The sequence below is a fragment of the Streptomyces sp. NPDC055815 genome, from assembly GCF_053616475.1.
This window is the reverse complement of record NZ_JBSHDU010000034.1, coordinates 44631-66046: the sequence shown is the minus strand read 5'-3', so window position 1 is coordinate 66046 and position 21416 is coordinate 44631. Positions and strand designations below refer to the sequence as shown.

Here is a 21416-nt window from a genome sequence, read left to right as displayed (position 1 = left end):
ACCATGGCCGTGGACATCTCACGCGTCTCGTTCGACCCGTCCAAGCACTACTCCCGCCTCATCCACCAGCAGGGCCGCGTCACGCTCGACGCCGACGCCAACGAGCAGACACAGGTCCTCCTGCACTACCTGCGCACCGTCGTCGCCGATGTGCTCGGGCCCACCGCCCGCCCCGAGTCCGCTCCCGGGTTCGACGTCTCCCGGGTGCCGGACGACCCGGACCGGGACCTGCTGATCGGCCCCGGACGCCTGTACGTCGACGGGCTGCTCGTCGAGAGCGGCGAGGAGACGACGTACCTCGGCCAGCCCGAGGGCTACGTCGACCCGGACGGAAGCGCGGTGCCCGAAGGCCCCTTCGGGGTGTACCTGCGGGCCTGGGAGCGTGAGATCACCGCGATCCAGGACCCGTCGATCCGCGAGGTCGCGCTCGGCGCCACCGGCCCCGACACCGCGGCCCGCGCCAAGGTGGTCTGGCAGGTCGCCCTGCACCCGTTCGGGAACGAGGACCCCGGCAGCTCCGGAGCGGGGGACGCCCTGCGCATCTGGCTGGCCCGCCTGCACGGCCCGAAGGGGCTGATGGCCGCCCGCACCGGTGACGACCGCACCGGGCCCGCCGAACCCTGCGTCATCGCTCCCGAAGCCCGGTACCGCGGACCGGAGAACCAGCTCTACCGGGTGCAGATCCACACCTCCGGCGTCGGCGCGCCGCCCGGTGACGACCACACCCTCCTCCGGCCCGTGCCCGCGGCCCGCAAGCGGGGGGCCGCCGCCAAGGGAAAGGCCGCCGAACCGGACGTCGCCACCTTCGTCTGGTCCCGGGAGAACGCCTCCGTCGCCTTCCCGGTCGCCCGGGTCGCCGGCCCGGTCGTGAGCCTGGAGTCCTGGGGACGGGACGGCGGCCTCGGCCTCGACGTGGGCGACTGGGTAGAACTCCTCGACGACGCCACGGCCGTACGGGCGGCGGACGACCTGCCGACCGCACCCGCGCCGCGCGTCCACCGGATCACCGCCCTGGACGTGCCCGGCCGGACCGTGACCCTTGACGCCGACCCGAACGACTCCGCCCCCGGCGCCGAGCCCCCGGCCCCGAGCGTGACCGGCGACCCCGAGCTGCACCCGTACCTGCGAAGGTGGGACCACCGCCCGCCGCCCGGATCGGACGCCCTGCCGGTCGTCCTCGACACGTGGATTGCGCTGGAGGACGGCGTCGAGGTGCGGTTCAGCGCCCCGCCGGTGCCGGACGACCTTCCCAAGAAGGCGCACAAGCCGCCCCGTTTCCGGCGCGGAGACCACTGGCTCGTGCCGGCCCGTACCGTCTCCGGCGACGTGCTCTGGCCGCAGGATCCCGAAGGCCCCGCCGCCGTGGAGCCGCACGGGGTGGTCTACCGGTACGCACCGCTGGCCTACGTGCCCGCGCAGGGCGACCCCGTCTCCCTCGTGCCCGTCTTCAAGCCCCTGTTCCCGTGAGCCCGCCCCCCGAATTCCACGGCCGGCGGCCCCCGGAGCCGCCGCACGGCGTGGAGCGCAGGGCGGCGAAGGCGGCGCCCGCGGTGGACCACCGTCTCGAGGCCGAGGCGGACCGGTTCGCCGGCACCCTCGCGGACCGTCGCACGGCGGGCGCCGCGGGGCCGGTGCGCCCGATGCCACCGCTGCCCGTGCCCGCCCCTCCTCCGCCCGGCTCCGCCGGCGCACCCCTGGACGCCCAAACGCGGAGCGAGATGGAGTCCCGGCTGGGCTGGGACCTCACGCACGTCCGCGTCCACACCGGCAGGCGGGCCGCCGAGGCGGCCGACGCCCTCGGCGCCCGGGCGTACACGACCGGCCCGCACATCGTCTGCGGCGGCGGCGAGGACCCCGCCTCGGCGTCCGGGCGCCGCCTGATCGCCCACGAACTGGCCCATGTGGCCCAGCAGGCCCGAGGCGAGGGCCACGGCACGGTCCACCTCAAACCCCAGGCCCCGCCGAAACCGAAGACGCCCGCCTCCCGGCTGTTCCCGCTGAAGGTGACGCGCGTGATGTCCCCGCCGGAGCTGCTGCGCGAGTTCGTCCGGCAGTACTACCAGGCCACGAGCGAACAGGAGGTCGACCGGCGGCTCGGCTGGTGGCACTGGGAGACCGGACGCGGCCGCTCGGCGACCGCCGACGACGTCCGCAGGGGAGTCCTCCAGCTGCGCGTCACCGACGTCACGCGGACCGCCATGGAACGCCTGGCCCCGGCCGAGCAGGCCCAGGTCAACGAGGAGGCGGACGTCCGGTTCTGGCGCGAGAGCGGCCTCGCCCCGGGGACGAAGCTGGGCACCGGCCCCGAGGACGCCGCACTGCGCGCACGGTGGCTGGGCGCCCGCGCCGACGTGCTGCAGGAGCACGAACAGCGCCGGGAGATCGCGGCGCTGCCCGAGGACATCCGGCGCGTCCTGTTCGGCGGCACGCGGCCCCTGGCCCCGGAGGAGTACGAGACCGTCCTGCGGATCGCACGGAAGCTGGGCGCGCTCGACCCGGCACAACGGGCGGACTACCTCGGCCGCGTCAACGCGGGCACGAACGACTGGGCCGAACTCGACGCCTCGATCGACAGGTTCATCGTCCAGGAACGCGCCCGGGAGAACGAGGCGCGCCGGACCAGGGAGGCGGAGGCGACCCTCTTCGGATGCGAGGACCTGTACGAGCTGTGGGCCCGCCGCAACCGCCTGCGGATGGCCGCGGCCTTCGCCACGGGACCGTACCCGGGAGTCTCGGCGGGCACGTCGTCCGCACTGCAGGAGGCCGGAGCGCGCTTCCAGGAAGCCCTCGCACGGCACGGCTTCGCCGACGAGGCGGCGTTCCTCGCCGCGATGGAGACGTACCGGCTGCGGTTCAGGTCCGAGGCCGTCCAGCTCGCCCTCGACGTCCTCGCCCGCTACGACCACCTCCTCTACGAGGAGCGGCTGCGGCTGAACAGCCCCGGATACACGGAGAAGATGGTCGCCGGGATCGCGGCGACGCAGGCGAGCGCCCAGTACGCGGCGGCGGCCGAGCAGGAATCCGTCGCCCGGCTCATCGAGATGACGGCGGACCCCGAGTCGATGCGCGAGCGGCTCCGGGCCCACCAGGAGGCCGCCCCCCACCGTGAGAAGGCCGCCTCGCTGCGCGGCTCGGCCGCGGCAGCGGTGGTGACCGCCTCCGGCGACGACCCGCTCGTCGACCCCGAGCAGCTGGGCCGGGCCACCGACCGCGAGAAACTGACGCGCCTCGACGCCCCGGCCGCCCGGCAGTACCTGCTCGACGTGGCCGCGGAGCGGCTCGCGGACACGGGCAGGGCCCGCCGCGAGTTCACCGACGATCCCGAGCGGGTGTTCAGCCTGCCGCAGCTCATCGAGGTGACCAGGCGCACCCAGGGGGTGGACCAGGGCACGATCTACGACTGGATCGTCCGCGACCACCTGGAGGCCGTCCGCGACCGGCACCTCTTCTCCGCCGTCGTCCTCGGCATCATCGCCCTCGTACTGGCCGCGCTCGTGCCGGGCGGGGGCTGGCTGGCGGCGGCCGCTCTGGTCGCGAACACCGCGATCAGCGGCTATCAGGCGATCGAGGCGATCGAGGAGTACGGCAGACAGGCCGTCGAGTACCGACTGGCCTTCCTCGCGGAGGAGCCGTCGCTGTTCTGGGTCGGGGTCGCCGTCGCCGCGGCCGCCGTCGACCTCGGGATGACGACGGGAGCCCTGCTGAAGATGTCGGCGAAGGGCCTGACCGCGCTCGAAGGGCCACTGCGCGAGTTCTCCGCGGCCACCGACATCGAGACGGCCACCACCCGCTACCAGGCCCTCAGCGCCAGGATCCGCACGGTCGAGGGCCTGACGCCGGAGGTCAGGGCCGCGATCGAGGAGGCCGGCGCCGCGAAACTCGCGTTCGAGACGGCGGCCGGCCAGGCCATGAGCAAACTGGGATCGCTGCCGATCTTCAACCCGGACTGGTACAAGGCCGTGTACTACGGCCTCAAGACCGGGGTGAAGACGCTCGCCAGGTTCCGCAAGGAACCGCGGCTGTACGCGCTCATGGGCGACGTCACCCAGCTGTCCACGGCCACGCGGGCCGAACTGGAGACGGCGTTCGGCCAACTCCAGAAGATCGTCACGACGGCCGACCGCACGGGCATGGACGACGCCACGGCCCTGCGGTACGTGGAGCGGCTCGCCGACGAACGGGAGGCGGGCCAGGGCGCCTTCGAGGCGCTCATGGCGGACATGAGGGCGTGGCGGCCGCCGACCGCCCAGCAGATCGAGGCCGAGGCGAAACTCGGCAGGGCGAGCGAGATCCTCGCGGACCTGCACCAGGAGAGGGCCGGACTGCTCGCCGAGCGGGCGGCCCGGCCGAAAACGCCTTCGGGCGCCGTCGACACCGAGCGGATCGGGGAGATCGACGCGCGGCTGAAGGAGCTCGAGGACGAGGTCGTCCGCAGCGGCCCGAACGCGGGCCGTGTCAGGCGGGAAGGAGAGCTGACCCGCGCCCGGCACAACCTGGAGAAGGCGGAGGAGCTCGCGGAGGCCGCACGGGTCAGGCCGACGGTCAGGATGCGGCAGTACTTCAACGCCTCACGGGAGAAGGCCGCGGTCGCGCTCGCGAAGACCGACCAGGTGGGACCCCTGCTGCGGAGCTCCTCGGCGCTGGAGGTCGATCACGTCGTCTCGATCCAGCGCATCTCCGAGATGCCGGGCTTCGAGAAGCTGAGACCGAACGAGCTCAGGACCCTCGCCGTCCGCCAGGACAACCTCGTCCGCATGGACGCCTTCGCCAACGCCTCCAAGGGCGACCGCAGCTGGCGTACGTGGAAGCAGGCGGGGTTCTACTACGGGCCCGATGTCGTCGAGAAGTGGGCGGCCAAGGACGCCGAGCTGACGAAGACGATCCAGGACTGGATCCAGGCGACGGTCCGCGGCCGCTGACCGGCGGACGGGGGGCGCAGGATCACCCTTTCGAGTCGCTTGGCCGGGGCCTGAGGGGGTAGTGCGCAGACGCCGGGCCGCGCAGCGCGTCCGGCGGACGACCTGCGGCGACGGGGAGAGGGATGGCGAAGGACCTGTCACTTCCGGTGCCCGCACTGCGCCTGCTCGGCACCTTCGGCCTCGACCTCGCGGACGGCGGGCGAGCGGGCGTCGAAGCCCCCGGGCAGCGGGTGCTGGCCTTCCTGGGGCTCAACCGGAGCACCACCCGATGCATCCTCGCCGGCACGATGTGGCCCCACGCCACCGAGGCCCATGCGCAGGGCAGCCTGCGCTCCGCGCTGTGGCGGCTGCGCCGCGGCGGCGCCGGGGTCGTCGAAAGCCGTGGCGAGGTGCTGTCGCTGTCCGAGGACGTCACCGTCGACGTACGCGTGTTCGCCCGTGCCGCCCTGTCGGTGGTGAACGACACGGAGCCCCGGGACGACCCGGAGCACCGGGACGAGGCGGGCCTCGGCCTGCTGGCCGCGGGCGACCTGCTGCCTGGATGGGACGAGGACTGGGTGGTCGTGGAGCGCGAGCGGCTGCGCCAGCTGAGGCTGCACGCGCTGGAGGCGCTGAGCGCCCGCCTGTCCCGGGACGGCCGCCACGCGCTCGCCCTCGACGCCGCGCTGAGCTGCGTGGGCATCGACCCGCTGCGCGAGAGCGCACACCGCGCGGTCGTCGCCGTCCACCTCGCCGAGCACAACACCGCCGAGGCCGTCCGCCACTACGAGACCTTCCGCGCCCTGGTCCGCGCGGAACTGTCCATCGAACCCTCCCCGCAGTTCACCGCGATGCTCCCCCCGACGGTCCTCCGCCGCCCACCCCGCCTCGTCCACCCGTCCCCGCCGCCGACCCTGCCCGCCCCGGGCCGGGTGCGCCCCGTCATGTGACGGCTCCGACGAGGACAGGTCTGTTCGCGGGGTGGCTTCTGATGTGATCATGATGTCTTCTCAGAGGCCGAGTTGGGGGATCAGAACATGGACTTCGTGCTGCCGTTGGACGCTGCCGCCGCGACACTGGAGACGGCCGGGGGCAAGGGGGCGGCTCTGTCCGAGCTCGCGCGCGGCGGGCTTCCGGTGCCGGGCGGGTTCCATGTGACGACGGCCGCGTACCAGGAGTTCGTCTCCTCGACCGGGGTCGCGGACCGCATCCGCGCGGAGCTCGCCGTCGCCTCCGGACCGCACGACGGCCCGGACACGGGCGCGGGTGCCCGCATCCGGGCGCTGTTCGAGGAGGGCCCGCTCCCCGCCGATCTCGAGCGTGCCGTCTCGAAGGCGTACGCGGAACTCGGTGACGGCGCCCGCACGGTCGCCGTGCGGTCGTCGGCCACGGCGGAGGACCTGCCCGACCTGTCCTTCGCCGGCCAGCAGGACACGTACCTGAACATCAGCGGCGAGAGCGCCCTCCTGGCGGCCGTCCGCCGCTGCTGGGCGTCCCTGTGGACCGACCGCGCCCTCGCGTACCGGACCAGGGCGGGCATCGCGCACGAGGACGTCTCGCTCGCCGTCGTGGTGCAGGAGCTGGTGGCCGCCGACGCCGCCGGGGTGATGTTCACCGTCGACCCGCTCGGTGGGCGGGCCGACCGGCTCGTGGTCAACGCGGCCTGGGGGCTGGGCGAAGCCGTCGTCAGCGGACTGGTCACCCCGGACACCCTGGTCGTCGACCGGGCGGACCTGACCGTGGTCGAGGAACGGGTCGCCGCGAAGGAGGTGATGACCGTACCCACCGCCGACGGCACCACGGAGCGTCCGGTCCCCGCCGACCTGCGCGAGGCTCCGGTCCTCACCGCCGCGGAGGCCGCTGAACTGGCCCGGCTCGGGCTCGCGATCGAGGAACTGTACGGGGAGCCCCGCGACGTCGAGTGGGCGCGCGAGGCAGGCTCCTTCCGCATCCTCCAGGCACGCCCGATCACCACGGTCGCGGAGCCCCGGCCCGAGGTGTGGAACGACAGCACCGGCACCGACTCGCTGTGGACCAGCGCCAACCTGGGCGAGGCCGTCCCGGACGTGATGACGCCCGCGACCTGGTCGTTCGTCAAGGCGTTCATGGGCGACGTGATGGTCGGGGCGACCCTGGAGGGACGCCCGATGTACGGGAACATCGGCGGCCGCTTCTACATGAACCTCAGCGTCACGGCCACCCTCGCGGCGGCGTTCGGGCAGGGCCGGAAGTTCGCCCGCGCCAACGAGCTGGTGTTCGGGCGCCTTCCGGAGGGCGTGACCATTCCGCTGCTGCCCGCCTCCCGGCCGCGGGTCTGGCGCGACACCATCGGCGAGGCGTTCGCGGTGATGAGCCGCATCCGCGCGAACGGAAAGCTGCTGCCCGCGTTCCTGGAGGAGGCGCCCGCACGCTGCGAGGCGCTGCGGGCCCGCGTGGCCGCCGCGGAGACCGAAGGGGACCTGGCGGCACTGTGGGCGTCGGAGGTCGCCCCGTACTTCCGCCGCTGCTGCCACATGCTCCAGGCCGCCACCCGGCAGGGCGGCGACTCCCTGGTCAAGGTGCGCGGCACGCTGGAGTCGCTGGTGGGCGAGGAGGCCGCCGACCTGATGACGACCGGCCTCGGCGACGAGGGCGAACTCGCCAGCATGGGGCCGCTGCTCGGTCTGGAGCGGCTCGCCCGCGGCGAGACCGACCGCGAGACCTACACCCGCACGTACGGGCACCGCGGCCCGCACGAGTTCGAGGTGTCCCTGCCGCGGCCCGCGGAGGACGCCCGGTGGATCGACCGGCAGCTGGCCGCCCTGAGCACCGTGGAGGACGACGCCGCGCAGCGGATCGGACGGCAGACGGCGGCCCGCGCGGCGGCGTGGGAACGGCTGGCCGTCGAACACCCCCGGCGGGTGGCGGGGATCCGTGCCGCGGTGAACACCTGGGCCGCCTCGGCGCGCCTGCGGGAGGCCGCCCGTACCGAGGTCGCCCGCGTCTTCTGGCTGCTGCGCACGTTCGTCCTGCGCGCCGGCGAGCTCAGCGGGGCGGGGGAGGACCTGTTCTTCCTGTCCCGCGAGGAGATCCTCACCGTCCTCGGCGGTGACCGGGCGCCGCTCGCCGCGGTGCCGGCCCGCCGTGCCGCGTACGAGACCTACCGCGCGCTCCCCGTCTACCCGACCCTGATCCGGGGCGAGTTCGACCCGGCGGTCTGGGCCGCCGACCCGAACCGGCGGGCCGACCTGTTCGACGCCCAGGACACGACACCGGCCACGGACACGGTCGCGGGCTCGCCCGCGTCCGCCGGCGTGGTGGAGGGCATCGCCCGGGTGGTCGCCGGCATCGAGCAGGGCGAGACCATCCGGCCGGGCGAGATCCTGGTGACCACGGTGACCAACATCGGCTGGACGCCGCTGTTCACCCGGATCTCGGCGATCGTGACGGATGTGGGCGCGAACCTCTCGCACGCCTCGATCGTGGCGCGGGAGCTCGGCATCCCGGCCGTGGTGGGCTGCGGGAACGCCACGACGCGGATCCGGACGGGGGACCGGATCCGGGTGGACGGCGGCCGCGGGACCGTCGACGTCCTGGAGGCGGCGACCGCACCCGAACCCGCGTGAGGCCCCTGCCGACACCCTGACCGAACCCCCCAGCGTACGAACGGATGAACCGACCGGTGCCCCAGCACGCCCAGGCCATGCGCAACCACTTCCACGAGGCCGCGGCACGACGCGGCTTCTCGGTCGCCCCCGCGCAGGAGGCGGCCGTCGAACGGCTGGCCCACCTGGCGGCCGAACTCGCCCGGCCGGCCTGGACCTTCCCCAGGCCGCCCCGCGACCTCTACGTCTGGGGTCCGGTCGGCCGCGGGAAGTCCTGGCTCGTGGACACCTTCTACGAAGGGCTGCCCACCCCGCGCAAACGCCGCCTGCACTTCCACGACTTCTTCCGCCGACTGCACGACGGGGTGGTCCGGCCGGGCGCCCGCCACGACGGACAGAGCGCCGTCGACAGCGCCCTCGACGAGCTGATCGGCGACAGCCGGGTCCTGGTCTTCGACGAGTTCCACGCACACGACGCGGGTGACGCGATGCTGATCGCGCGCCTGTTCCGCACGCTGCTCGACCGCCGGATCACCCTCGTCACCACCTCGAACTACCCGCCCGCAGGCCTCATGCCGGACCCGCTGTACCACCATCTGTTCGAGCCGACGATCCGGCTCATCGAGGAGCGGATGGACGTCCTGGACGTCACGGGGCCGGTGGACTTCCGCAGGGTCGCGGCGCCCGCGGCGGCGGACGGCGGCCGGCGTTTCGCGACCGGCCTGTGTCTGCCTCCGGGCGACACCGGCCTGGACGCGCTGGGGCTCCCCGCCCCGGAGCCCGCGGAGGCCACCGTCGTCCAGGCCCATCTGCGGGAGCTGCCGGCCCGCGCGGTACGCGGTGACCTCGTCTGGCTCGCCTTCGACGCCCTGTGCGAGACCGCGACGGGAGTGCCCGACTACCTGGCCCTCGCCGAGCGGTTCCCCACCCTGGTCCTGGACGGTGTGCCGCCGCTGGCCGAGGCCTCCGCGGACGGACGGCAGCGGTTCGCGAACCTCGTCGACGTGGCCTGCGACCGTGACATCCGGCTCGTCCTCATCGGCGCCGACCCCCTGACCGCCCTCCCCGCCGACCAGGCCCTCACCCGCGACCTGGACCGCACGGCGAGCCGCCTCGCGATGCTCCGGCGGACCGACCGAACTGCGGTTCCTCCGGGCGGTCACCCCTGACCGTGCCGCGCGATCACGACCGGCTCCTCGATGAGCCGCACGGTCGGCGCCGGCTCGGGCACCGGGCGCTTCCACGTGCCCTCGTCGTCAGCGACCTCGCGGAACTCCCAGTTCCGGCAGGTCCTGTCGAGGGCCAGCGGGTAGAGGGTGAGCGTGCCGTCCGCCGCTAGGTGCATCCGGAGGAAGCCCTTGTGGTCGTCGAGGGACTGCCCGGACATCTGCCAGTCGGCCACCAGGCCCCGGTTCGACCACAGCACCCACAGGGCGAAGAGCTGGGAGCCGAGGGACGCGCCCGTCACGGCGGCGACGACCAGCAGGATCGCCAGGAACACGAAGCCGTTCCAGGAGGAGGGCACCGACCGGGCGATGGCGACGGTGGCGGCCAGGGCGGCGGCGGCGACCGCCGCCTGGAACAGTACGGCCGCCATCGGACCGGACGGCGCCCTGGGGCGTCGCTCGCGCAGCAGCCCCCGGCACCAGCCGATCACGAAGGGCAGGACGAAGAGGGCGGCACTCGCGCAGAGCAGGTGGAGCACGTCGTCGACACCGGCGTTCCGCAGGGCCCCGACGGGGTTGTGCCGGCCGTCGGCCAGCGCGAACGCGCCGCTCGCGATCAGGACGAGCACCAGCTGCACCGCCCCGGCCAGGACGGCGAATCCGGGGTTGCGCCGAGGGAGCCAGTACCGCGACCAGGGCGTGGCGATCGCGCCGGAGAGCGAGCGGGACTCCGCCGCCTCCGGGTACGTGTGCCGGGCGAGGGCGAACTCGGTCGGCGGCTGGTCCTTCTTGAGCATGCGCGAGGTGGCGGGCGGCAGCGGCAGGACCTTCGGGAGCCTGTGGGTGGCCGCGAGATACGCCCCGCCCAGGCCGCACGTCACCATCTGCCGCCGCCGGGGGTCCGGGGGTGGGGCGTCGTCGGCCCCGGCCGGGTCCTCGGGCAGCCGCTCCGCGTAGCGTGCGTAGTGGTGTTTGTCGCCGGTCAGCCACAGCCGGATCGAGGCGCCCGTCTCCTCGTGCTTCCGGGTCGTCCGGTCGAAGCGGGACCGCACGATGGTGCGGTCGAACCAGTGCAGGGTGTTGAAGGCGTCGGGCCTCTCGTCGCTCCGCACCCAGGTGGGCTCGGCCGCGCAGACGATCACGCTGTCGCCCGGACGCAGCCGCGGCGAGAAGCAGGTCTCGAAGTAGCGCCGCTGCGGATCGTCGACGTAGGTGCCGAGCTGGCTGTCGAGGCCGACGAGCCACCAGCGCTGCGGCAGCTCCACGGCGAAGTAGCTGCGGGTCTGCCGGGTCTGCCAGCCGCCGATCACGCTCTCCTGGGTGAACATCCGCAGGAACGCGGTGAGTCCGTCGTACCAGTCGTGGTTGCCCGGCAGCGCGACCATGAGCGGCTCGTCCGGCGCCGACGGGAGCGCCGCGCGGTACGGCCCCTTCATCCGGTCCTCGTACGCGGTCGCCGACGCCACCGGGTACACCTGGTCGCCGCCGAGGACGAGCAGCGAGCCACGGGGGAGCGGGCCCGGTCCGTCGACGTCGAGTCGGTCCGCCCCGAGGGCGGACGCCACGGAGGCCGTCGCCTCGAACCCGTCGCCCACGTCCGCGACGAAGTCGATCCACAGCTCCTCCGCGTCGGGGTCCGCCAACGGCGCCCGCAGCAGACGGGCCTCCAGCGCGCCCTGGATCTCCCGCTTGTCCGAGTAGTCGGCGAAGACGGCGGCCAGGCAGACCTTGACCGCGGTACGCGCCAGCTCCTTCGGCGCCAACCAGCGCACCGGCTCCTGAGGGGTGAACCGGAGCTCCTTCGCGTGTCGGCGCAGTTCCCGGAAGTCCACGTCGGCTCCTCCTCGGTCAGAGCGGGGACCAGGGCAGGACGTTCTGCGCGTACACGTCCCACAGCTTGCCGAGGAAGAACTGCCCGAACCGCCCCAGGGTGGTCACCCTGCCGGGCAGCGTCGGTGCCTCGACCCGGAAGGTGGTGAGCTGCTTCAGGAAGTCGGTGGGGCGGATGTGGACGGTTCCCGCGGCCACCGGCTCGGCTCCGGGCTCCTCGTCGGCGTCGACGTGACCGCGGAGGACGCGCGTGTAGAGGACGGACGTGTCCTTCCAGACGCCGAGACGGGAGTCCTCGCTGACGTCCTTGTAGCCGCTGAGGGTGAGCCGGTGACCGGCCCGGTCGGTGAAGTACACGCGGTAGAGCATCCGCAGGTGCTGCGGGTCGGAGTGCTCCACGAACAGCTGGAACGTTCCGCGCTCGACCGGAAGGCGCCCGCCCAGCTCCTGGCAGAGGATCTCTCCGCGCAGCTCGGCCTCGTGCTCCGGGCCGGCGAGGAAGCGGTCCATTCCCCGGATGTCCACGGTCACGTGCAGGGCGAGGTCGGCGGCGGCTCCTCCGGCCTTCGTGGCGGGTTTCCGGGCGTCGTCCTCGCCGAAGACGACACGGCCGACCATGCGCTCGGTGAAGCGCAGGCGGGTCGGGTCGTCGGGGCGGCCGGGAGGATCGCCGGGCTTCCAGGGGATTCCCTGGTCCGTGCACCAGCGGCGCGCGTGCTGGACCCCGAGTTCCACGGCCTGGGCGAAGCGGTCGCGGCTGAAGTTGATGAGGTAGTTCAGGGGGACCTCGCCGCTCAGCATCCGGACCTCGATCGGGCGCCCGAACTCGCCCTCCTCCCCGTCGCGGATCGCCGCGTTGTTCGTCTCGATCCGGCGCAGCCAGTGCTGCAGCCGGCCGTTGGCCGTCGTCTCGATGATGTGGAAGTAGTTGGCCACGAAGCCGTCGCGCCAGCGGTGCCTCCGGCTGACGGTCCAGATGATCCACAGTTCGTCGCAGCCCCGCCGGATCGCCTCCTCGACGTTCGCGTCGGTCAGATAGACCGGGTCGATGTACGTCTGCCCGTCGATGACGACCGGGGGGAACCACATGGGCAGCGCCACCCCCGCACAGAAGCGGTCCTCGTCCATGCGGTCGGCGGTCACCGGCTCCAGCTCGTTGGCGCTGAAGTTGTAGAGGTTGAAGGTGGCTTCACGGTCGGTGGCCCGGATCCGCTCCCAGTCGAGGCCCCAGTCGGGGAAGACGCGGCGCCGGTAGCCGTCCAGGGTGAAGAGGGAACGGGCGTAGGGCCCCTTCGGCAGCTCGCGCCAGTTCGGGGTGACGCCCTTCAGCGGAGAGAGCTCGCGCCAGTTGTCCGCGATCTCGTGCCCGGACATCCCCTGGCAGTACATGGCGAGGTTGAACACGCCTCCACTCGCGCCGTCGGCGTGGTCGAACGTCAGGTCGGCCTCGTCGAGGAGGACCTGGAGGACGCCTGCCTGGTAGGCCACCTTCAGCCCGCCGCCGGCGAGGAGGAGCGATCTGCGCGGGGATCCGCTGCGGGGCGTGGCGCCCTGTCCGGTCGTCATGAGGGGCCCTCAGAGTTCTGCCGGTGGTCCTCGATGATGCGGTCGGCCGACCGGTCGGCCAGCGCCGCGATGGTGAGCGAGGGGTTCGGGCCGACGGGACCGGGCAGCACCGAGCCGTCGGCGATCGACAGTCCCGGACAGCCGTACACGCGGCCGAAGGAGTCCACGACGCCCTCGCGCGGGGTGTGCCCCATCGGCGCGCCGCCCACGGGATGGACGGTGATGAGGCGGTTGAGCAACCACAGCGGATTCGCGGCGTAGTGTCCGCCGAGACTGTGGGACACGCGCTTCATGGTCTCGTTCATCTGGTCGAAGTACGGGTCGGAGGCGGCCAGTTTCCAGTCGAGGTCCAGATTCCCGTCCCGGAGGAACATCCGGCCGTTGGGGACGTCCCTTCCCATGCCGAGCAGCGGGAGGGACGTCGCGGTGAACAGGCCCTTGCCCATGGCGTCGCCCAGCTGTCGTCCGACCCGGCTGCGTGCGGTCCCGGTCAGCTGCGACCACCCCCGGCGCAGCAGGAATCTCGCGACCCTGTTGGAGAGGGTGAGGACGTTGTGCTCGACGAGCCAGTTGAGGAATTCGGGGTATCCGGCGTCCTCGATGAAGAAGCCCCGGTCCCGCGCGCCGCTGCCCTTCCGGTCCACGCGCAGGGCGCTCGTGATGACCGGTCCGAAACTCGGCTCGAGGAGTCGCGGATCCGTCTCCCCCGGCCGGTCCTGACGTCCCTCCCGGGCCTTGAACACCAGCCCGAGGAAGTCCCCGTTCCCGGAGAAGTGCGTGCCGAGCGCCGGGCTGAGCGCCGGGAAGGCGCTGCGGTTCCGCAGCAGCAGATAGGTCGTGCCGAGCGTGCCGGCGGAGAGGATCAGCCGCCTGGCCCTGACGGTCCGCCGTACGGGAGGAGCCGAGGGATCCTCGTCCCCGTCGGCGCGGTGCTCGATGTACGAGACCTGGAAGCCCTCTCGGACCCGTTCGAACGAGCGGACCTCGCAGAGGGTGCGGATGTCCGCGCCGAGCCGCTGCGCGGCGCTGAGGTACGTGAAGTCCAGACTGTTCTTGCTGCCGAAGTTGCAGCCGAGGTCGCATTCGCCGACGAGCCGGCACGCGTAGCGGGGCATGTGGTGCAGATTGTCCGAGCCGTCGTCGAGGGGGGCGCCGGGCACCGGGGGGTCTCCGAAGGAGACGGCAAGGAGAGGGAGTTCCCAGGGCAGTCCCAGTCGCTCGGCGGCCTGGCGCATGGCGAGGGTCTTGGGCGTGCTCCGGTAGGGCTCCACGTCGAAGGGGTATCTCCGCGCGCCCATCATGGTCTCGACGGATCCGTAGTGCGGGTCGAGGTCCTCACGGGTGACGGGCCAGTTCTCGTAGCCGCCGTCGAACGACTCGTGCACGAACCAGCTCTCCGGCTTGCGGATCAGCACGTTCGCGTAGATCAACGACCCCCCGCCGAGACCGCTGGACACGAGCGCGTCCATCGTCGAGAAGCTCCACATGTCGTACATCCCGTACAAGCGGGAGTCCGGGTCCCAGAAGTTCTTGGCCGCCTCGTGGGGGCTGCGGGGAAAGGACCCGGGCGGGAACGGCTTCCCTCTTTCGAGGACGCAGACGCGGAGGTCGGCCTCGGCCAGGCGATACGCCGTCACGGACCCGCCGAAACCCGAGCCGACGACGACGGCATCGAAAACGTCCACGCTCGCCACCCACTGGAAGTCGGAGCCGGAACAGCTGCCTTGACTTCCCCCTCGTCTGCGGCTGCCGCACGCACGACCTCTCTCCATGGTTCACCCCTGCGAGGTGAAGCGCATGTCGAAGCGCCGGCCGTCACCGACGCGGTGAGCGCGGAGCCCGAGGAGGGGCCGCGCCGCACGCCACGAACCGCGACCTTCCGGTCGCTCCTCGTCGCTACAGGACCGGCTGCGCGGGTGCCGGACCGAGTGTGGTGGTGCCGGCCGTGCGGTGACCGAGGCCCGTGCGGTACGCGTCGAGGGCCGCCTCCACCCGGCCGGTGCGGCGCAGCAGGTCGCCGAGGAGCCGGCACAGGTCGGCGAGGTCGCCCGCCGCGCCCGCCCGCTCCAGGAGGCTGAGCGCGCGGACGTAGTGCTCCTCGGCCGCCTCGGTGTCGTGGGCGTCCTCGGCGATGATTCCGAGGAGCCGGTGGGCGGCGGCCGCGTGGACCGCGCCGCGCTCCGGGGAGAGGCCCCCGACCACCCCCCGGAGGAGGAGCGAGGCCTCCTCGGACGCGCCGCGCCGGTGCAGCACGTCGGCGAGCTCGACGGTGACCTGACTGCTGTAGAGGGTGGCGCGGTGGGAGGCGAGCATGGCCAGGGCGGCCCGCAACTCCTCCTCCGCCAGGGAGAGTTCGCCGTTCTGTGCGTACACGTAGCCCCGCATCCAGCGGCAGTTGGCGAGCTCCGTACGGATCTTCAGCTGGCGGTACATCTCGGCGGCCTTGGCGAGTGAGGCGTCGGCCTCGGCGACCCTGCCCTCGGCGAGCAGGGTGCGGGCGACCGAGCGGTGCATCCGGGCGATCAGCGCCGGGTCCCCGGCCTGGGGGGCGAGCGCGAGGGCCAGCTCCGCGGCCTGGGCGGCGCGGGCCTGTGCGCCCATGTCCATGTAGGGGCTGATCAGGGCGGTGTGGAGCAGCAGCAGGGCGTCGGGGTCGTGCAGTCCGGCGCGGTTGATCTCGTCGAGCGTGGACTCCAGGAGATAGACGGCGTACCGGAGTTCGCCGGCCAGGTAGTGGGTGACGGCGCGGCCGCGGCGGGCCGGGACGCGGGCCGGCAGCGAGGCCTCGGCCAGGGCCTGTTCGGCGTGCTCGAAGTGCTCGCGGGCGGCCGTGAGGTCGCCGGTGTCGAGACGGCATTCGCCGAGTCCGAGCAGTGCGGTGGCCTGTTCGTCGACGAGCCCGTGCGTCACCGCCTCCGCGAGCAGCTCGGCGTACTGGAGGGCGGCCTCTCCGGCCTCGCCGTCGGCGAGGACGCGTTGCGCCCCGGTGAGCCGGAGCCGCAGGTCGGTGGCGAGATGGGCGGGCCGTCCGGTGGCGAGTTCCTCGAAGGCGACGCCGAGCCGGTCGGCGAGATGGCGCAGCGCCTCGTCGGAGGGGCGCACCCGGCCGGCCTCGAGGGTGGAGACGTAGGCGGGCGTGTAGGAGGGCTCGGCCAGCTGTCGCTGTGTCAGCCCCCGTTCGCGCCGCAGCCGTTGCACTCTGCGGCCGATGATCTCGGGGTCGTCCCGCTTCGCCATGCGCTCCATCATGCCAGTGCCCTTCGCCGTCACCGCCGGTGAGAGCGCGGTCGTGACGCTTCCACGTTGCTCGCTCACCTTGCCCGTCCCGCCCGGGGCCTTGTGTCCCGGACGCTCAACCCCCTAGCTTAAGCGGCCGGTTAAGCAGATTTACGTCATTGCTTGAGAGAGGTCGTCGTGCCCAGACACGGATCTACCCGCACCCGCTGGATCGTCACCGTCGGCGCCGCCGTCACGGCCGCCGCCCTGCTCGCCGGCGCGAACGCGGCCGGCGCGGAGCCCGTCCCCGCCACCGGCTCCGGCGCGGGGGTGACGCACGAGGTCGAGTACTTCGACGGCCCCAACGCCGAGCCCCGGCACAAGAGGGTCCCGGCCCAGGCCCCGGCACGGCTCACCGACCACCGGTCGGCGACCGCACCCGCCCCGACCACGGCCGCGGTCACGCCCGTCCAGCAGACCGGACCGGTCTCCGGGCGGCTCGACCTGGTCGTCATGGGCGACGGCTACACCGCGGGCCAGCAGGCCGACTTCCACGCCGACGCGCAGGCCACGCTCGACGCGGTCTTCGCGATCGAGCCGTACGCCAGCTACCGCGGCCTGTTCAACATCTGGCTGGTGGACGCCGCCTCCGCCGAGTCCGGCGTCTCCGGCGACCCGACCGCGGGGGTCGTGAAGAACACGGCCGTCAGCTCCTCCTTCTTCTGCGAGGGCACGGAGCGGCTGCTCTGCGTCGACACGTCGAAGGTCACCACGTACGCCGACCAGGCGCCCGCCTCCGACATCGTCTTCGTCATCGCCAACTCCACCAAGTACGGCGGCGCCGGCTACAGCTTCTCCACCCCGCCGGCCGGGGCGTCGTACCACGGCATCGCGACCATGTCCTCGGACAACCCGCAGTCGTACCTCATAGGCGCCCACGAACTCGGCCACTCGATAGGCCTGCTGGCCGACGAGTACCAGTACGCCGGCTACGGCGCCTACCCGTACCCCTCGTCCGGCAGCGCCAACATCTCCGTCACCGCCGACCTCGGCACGGGCAAGTGGTACCGCTGGCTGGGCGAGCAGGACCCGACCGGCTCCGTGATCGGCACCTACGAGGGCGGCGACTACTACGAGACGGGCGTCTACCGCCCGACCAGCACCTCCCTCATGCGGACCCTGGCCTCCACGCAGTTCAACCACGTCGGACGCGAGGCGATGATCAAGGGCTTCTACACCTACGCGGACGCCGTGACCTCGACCGTGCCGACCGGCACGCGGGTCCGCGCGACCCAGGCGCTCGCCGTCCGGCTCGCCCCGGTGTCCGGCCTGGCGAACCCGGTCCTGACCTGGTCCGTCGACGGGAAGCAGATCACCTGGGCCACCGGCGACCTGTCGGTGACCCCCGCCGAACTCGGCGCGGTCCGCAGCGGCCAGCGGGTCACCGCCACGGTCACCGACACCACGGCGGCCGTCCGCGACCCCGAGGTCCGCGCGGCGACGGGCAACTCGCTCACCTGGCGGGTGCGCTGACGATCCCCGAGACGGGGGCCGAGTGCGCTGACGCCGAGACGGGGGCGGGGGCCTGCCGGTCGGCGGGCCCCTCAGGCCGGGGCCGTACGCGCCTCCGGCAGGACGCCGATCGGAATCCGGACCACCACCCGGGTGCCCGTCGGATCCGTGAGGACGGTGCAGTCCGGCGCGTACGCCTCGACGAGCCGCAGGCCCCGGCCGCAGCTGACGCCGGCGTCGGCGGCGGCTCTGCGGTGCGTCGACCGGGCCAGCCAGCGGCCCGCGTCCCGCACCTCGCCCGTCAGCAGGTGCCGGTCCGCGGCGAGCAGCAGGGCCACGTGGGGGCTTCCGCTGTGCAGCAGGACGTTGGTGGTCAGCTCGGTGACCACCAGGGCAAGAGCCTCCTGGACGTCCTCGCCGAGTCCCCAGCCGCCGGTGAGACGGCGGGCGAAGTGCCGTAGGGCCGGTACCGACGCGGGGGTCGCCGCCATCGTGCACAGGGCGATCCGGCGCGTGCGGGTCGGGGCTTGGGTCGTGGTCATGGCGCCTCCGGACGGGGACGGGCTCCGGTGTGCGCCCTCCGTCCTACGGAGGGGCCACCCCCGTCACACCGCGTACCAGCACCTTCCGCCGTCAGGTCGTACACCGGCAATCAGGGGAGACTTAAGTACGGATACGCAGATAACCGACGACCGGTCGGGGAGGTGGTTCCCGTGCGGGCCGTACCGGATCACGGCGCGTGGCTGCGGGAGCTTACCGACTCGGAGGCTTCGCGCGGGCCGCTGCTCCTCCTCGTCGAAGGCCGGGCAGGCACCGGCAAGACGGCCCTGGTCAGACGCCTCCTCGACCCTCCGCACCGCGCCGGTCCGCCGCGGGTGGCCCTCTCGTTCCCCTCCGCCGGGCCACCGGCCGTGACGGTGGCCGAACACGCCCCCGCCCACGGAGGGCCCCGGTCCGCGGCGCAGCCGCCGGTCCCCCGTCCGGACCCCTATGCGCTGCTGGCCGAGCTGATCGACGGGCCGGCCGCCCTCCTCGTCGCGGACGACGTCCACCGGGCCGACGACGAGGCCCTCGCCCTCCTGCAACGCCTGCTGGCGCACCCGCCGGCCCGCCTGACCGCGGTGCTCACCTACCGGCCGGAGGACCTCGCCGTCCCCGGCCTGCCGCTCGGCCGCCCCGTCGGCTATCCGCCCGAGCTGGACGTCCGACGCCTCCGCCTCGAAGCCCTCGACGCCGGACAGGTCCGCGAATGGGCGACCGCCACGCTCGGTGACCGTCGTTGCCCGGCCGAGTTCACCGCCCGCCTGTACGAGCGGACCGGCGGAAACGCCCAGGTGGTGGCCGATGTGCTGCGCCTGCTCGACGACGGAGGCCGGCGCGAGCGGTACACCGCGCGGGACGTGGACGCGACCCCCGTACCGGTCAGGCTCACCGAGCTGACCCTCGGCCGCCTCGGCGCCGTCCCGGCCGGCCGGCGCGCCGTCGTCGAGGCCGCCGCGGTCCTCGGCGCCCCCGCCACCGACGCGGAGCTGACCGAGGTGGCGGGACTGTCCGAACCGGACGGCCATCAGGCGCTGCTCGCCGCTCTGGACGCGGCCGTGCTCGACGAGTGCCCCGGCCCGACCTACGGCTTCCGGGTGCCGATCGCCGCCCAGGCCGTCTACGAGACACTGCCCGGCCCGACCCGCACCCGGATGCACCGCCGGGCCGCCGGGCTGCTGGCCCGGCGCCGGCCACCGCCCTTCGAACAGCTCGCTCACCACCAGCGGGCCGGCGGCGACCGTGACGCGTGGCTGAAGAGCGTGGAGGAGGCCGCCCGCGAGGCGGCACTGGCCGGACGGAACCAGACGGCGGTCCGCCTCCTCGAAGAGGCCCTCGCCGACCCGTCCGTGTCCGCCGGGATCCGGGCCCGGCTGGCCCCGGTCCTCGCCAAGAGCGCCTCGGTCGGGCTCCGCTCCGACCAGACCGTGCGGGTACTGAGCCGGGTCGTCGCCGACCCCGATCTGCCCACCGACGTACGCGGCGCCATCCGGCTCGACCTCGCCCTGCTCCTCGGCAACCAGCTCGGCCGCAGCGCGGACGGCCGGGCCGAACTCGAACGCGCGGCCGAAGAACTCGTCGACGCCCGGCCCTGGGCAGCCGCCCGCGCCATGTCCGCACTCGCCCTTCCCTACTGGCCCGGCGCCACCCTCGCCGAGAACCTCGACTGGCTCGAACGCGCCCGCGCCCTGGCCGCCGCGACCGACCATCCCGCGATGAAGGCGGCCGTCGCCGCCAACCACGTCACGGTTCTGCTGTCCGTCGGGGACCCCGAGGGCTGGCGCCTGGCCGACCGGCTGCCCACCGACAGTCACGACGCGCACACCGTGCAGCACGTCGCCCGCGGTCTGTGCAACGCGGCGGACGCGGCGGTCTGGCTGGGGGAGTACCAGCGGTCCGCCGACCTGCTGGAGAAGGGCCTGGAGCTCGCGGTCCGCAGCGGCCAGGCCTTCGCCGAACAGACGGGCCGGGGCACCCGCCTCCTGCTCGACTGGTGCACCGGCCGCTGGAGCGGCCTTCCGGACCGGGCCCGCGCGTTCGTCGCCGAGGCCGGTGAGATGCCGTGGATCGCCGCCGACGCCCATCTGGTCCTCGGCATGATCGCCCTCGCCAAGGGCGAATGGAGCCAGGTCAACGCATGGCTGAGCGGCGCGGGACTGGCCGCCCCCGAGGACGGCTCCGTGCCTCTGGTCGCCGGCGCCTCGGGCGCCAGGATCCGCCTCGCCCTCGCCCGCCAGGAGGTGGACCTCGCCGCGGCCGAGGCCGACACCGCCTGGACGCGGCTTCGCGACAAAGGCGTGTGGGTGTGTGCCGCCGAAGTGGCGCCCCGGGCCGTCGAGGCCGCGCTCGCGGCGGACCGGCCGGAGGTGGCGGCCGACCGCACCGCAGAGTTCGCCGCGGGGCTCCACGGCCGGCGGGCCCCCGTGGCCGACGCCGCTCTCGACTGGTGCCACGCCCTGATCGCCGAGGCCACCGGACAGCCCGAACGAGCCCTCGACCACTTCCGGCGCGCCCGGGACGCCTTCGCCGCCCTGCCCCGCCCCTACGAGGCCGCGCTCACCGGGGAGGCCGCCGGACGCTGCGCGCTCGGCGCACAGGGCTCCGCCGACGCCACCGGCGTCGACGACCTCAAGGCCGCAGTACGCGCGCTGGAAGAACTCGGAGCCGTGTGGGACGCGGCCCGGGCCCGGGCCACGCTGCGCGCCCACCAGCCGGAGGAGCGCCGCCCTCCGGGACGGCCCTCGTACGGCGAACAGCTCTCGCCCCGGGAGGAGGAGGTCGCCGCCCTCGCGGGCACCGGCCTCTCCAACCGCGAGATCGCCGCCACCCTCCACCTCTCCCCGCGCACGGTCGAGCAGCACGTCGCCCGCGCCCTGCGCAAACTCGGCGTCCCGTCGCGCCTCGATCTGCGTCGCGAGGGGCCCCGCGCGGATTCTTAGGTACCCGTACTCCGGGCCGCCCGGATTGCCCGGCCGGTGCGACGGACGCGACGGTTGCCCACGGGACGGCGCCGCACGGGATTCCGTGCGGCGCCGAACGGGGGCGGGCCGACCTGGCCGGCCGAGGGGGGGAACGACTGCGGACCGGGCCGGCAGCGGCGGCGG

General features: G+C 73.6%; 12 protein-coding genes. 7 read left to right on the top strand and 5 right to left on the bottom strand.

Annotated features, from left to right (window positions below; all coding sequences use genetic code 11):
* The first annotated feature begins 9 nt into the window (after window positions 1-9).
* From ACWGN5_RS22145 to zapE, 5 genes are all read left to right on the top strand, one after another.
* Window positions 10-1467 carry a DUF6519 domain-containing protein gene (locus ACWGN5_RS22145; RefSeq protein ID WP_453517768.1) on the top strand — a complete coding sequence of 486 codons (1458 nt, stop codon included), beginning with the start codon at window positions 10-12 and terminating at the stop codon, window positions 1465-1467.
* Entirely contained in the window at window positions 1464-4919 is a 3456-nt protein-coding gene (locus ACWGN5_RS22140; RefSeq protein ID WP_453517766.1) for an eCIS core domain-containing protein, read from the top strand. The genes ACWGN5_RS22145 and ACWGN5_RS22140 overlap by 4 nt, the downstream gene beginning before the upstream one ends.
* Window positions 4920-5041: 122 nt before the next feature.
* On the top strand, window positions 5042-5848 hold the full coding sequence (locus ACWGN5_RS22135) for an AfsR/SARP family transcriptional regulator (protein ID WP_453517763.1): 807 nt from the start codon (window positions 5042-5044) through the stop codon (window positions 5846-5848).
* 87 nt (window positions 5849-5935) lie between these two features.
* Window positions 5936-8503 (top strand): PEP/pyruvate-binding domain-containing protein, encoded by a 2568-nt coding sequence (locus tag ACWGN5_RS22130; RefSeq protein ID WP_453517761.1) that lies wholly within the window; start codon window positions 5936-5938, stop codon window positions 8501-8503.
* 44 nt (window positions 8504-8547) lie between these two features.
* The gene (gene zapE / locus ACWGN5_RS22125; RefSeq protein WP_453517759.1) at window positions 8548-9651 is read left to right on the top strand and encodes a cell division protein ZapE; all 1104 of its coding nucleotides are present in this window, start codon (window positions 8548-8550) and stop codon (window positions 9649-9651) included.
* Here zapE and ACWGN5_RS22120 read toward each other — a convergent pair.
* The 4 genes from ACWGN5_RS22120 to ACWGN5_RS22105 all read right to left on the bottom strand — a co-directional run bounded on the left by ACWGN5_RS22120 (window position 9642) and on the right by ACWGN5_RS22105 (window position 16281).
* A complete protein-coding gene (locus ACWGN5_RS22120) occupies window positions 9642-11480 on the bottom strand; it encodes a hypothetical protein (RefSeq protein WP_453517756.1) in 1839 nt (612 codons plus the stop codon). The genes zapE and ACWGN5_RS22120 overlap by 10 nt on opposite strands.
* Before the next feature lie 16 nt (window positions 11481-11496).
* Window positions 11497-13044, bottom strand: coding sequence for a patatin-like phospholipase family protein (locus ACWGN5_RS22115; protein ID WP_453517753.1), 1548 nt, complete (start codon window positions 13042-13044; stop codon window positions 11497-11499).
* A complete protein-coding gene (locus ACWGN5_RS22110) occupies window positions 13041-14729 on the bottom strand; it encodes a GMC oxidoreductase (RefSeq protein WP_453517751.1) in 1689 nt (562 codons plus the stop codon). Before ACWGN5_RS22110 ends, ACWGN5_RS22115 begins: the two co-directional genes overlap by 4 nt.
* A gap of 211 nt (window positions 14730-14940) precedes the next feature.
* A complete protein-coding gene (locus ACWGN5_RS22105) occupies window positions 14941-16281 on the bottom strand; it encodes a helix-turn-helix domain-containing protein (protein ID WP_453517749.1) in 1341 nt (446 codons plus the stop codon).
* Window positions 16282-16458: 177 nt separating this feature from the next.
* Between ACWGN5_RS22105 and ACWGN5_RS22100 the strand changes: the two genes are divergently transcribed.
* Window positions 16459-17793, top strand: coding sequence for a M64 family metallopeptidase (locus ACWGN5_RS22100; protein WP_453517748.1), 1335 nt, complete (start codon window positions 16459-16461; stop codon window positions 17791-17793).
* Between the two features lie 71 nt (window positions 17794-17864).
* Here the strand turns inward: ACWGN5_RS22100 and ACWGN5_RS22095 are convergent, their stop codons facing one another.
* Window positions 17865-18314, bottom strand: a complete 450-nt coding sequence (locus ACWGN5_RS22095; RefSeq protein ID WP_453517746.1) for an ATP-binding protein — start codon at window positions 18312-18314, stop codon at window positions 17865-17867.
* A gap of 171 nt (window positions 18315-18485) precedes the next feature.
* Here ACWGN5_RS22095 and ACWGN5_RS22090 point away from each other — a divergent pair, with 171 nt between their 5' ends.
* Complete coding sequence (locus ACWGN5_RS22090) at window positions 18486-21251, top strand: LuxR C-terminal-related transcriptional regulator (protein WP_453517744.1); 2766 nt, start codon at window positions 18486-18488, stop codon at window positions 21249-21251.
* Window positions 21252-21416 lie beyond the last annotated feature (165 nt).

Excerpts from the sequence above, each read along its gene's own strand:
- ACWGN5_RS22135 (WP_453517763.1), top strand. The coding sequence starts at position 5,042 with ATGGCGAAGGACCTGTCACTTCCGGTGCCCGCACTGCGCCTGCTCGGC.
- ACWGN5_RS22115 (WP_453517753.1), bottom strand. The coding sequence starts at position 13,044 with ATGACGACCGGACAGGGCGCCACGCCCCGCAGCGGATCCCCGCGCAGA.
- zapE (WP_453517759.1), top strand. The coding sequence starts at position 8,548 with ATGAACCGACCGGTGCCCCAGCACGCCCAGGCCATGCGCAACCACTTC.
- ACWGN5_RS22105 (WP_453517749.1), bottom strand. The coding sequence starts at position 16,281 with ATGGCGAAGCGGGACGACCCCGAGATCATCGGCCGCAGAGTGCAACGG.
- ACWGN5_RS22130 (WP_453517761.1), top strand. The coding sequence starts at position 5,936 with ATGGACTTCGTGCTGCCGTTGGACGCTGCCGCCGCGACACTGGAGACG.
- ACWGN5_RS22095 (WP_453517746.1), bottom strand. The coding sequence starts at position 18,314 with ATGACCACGACCCAAGCCCCGACCCGCACGCGCCGGATCGCCCTGTGC.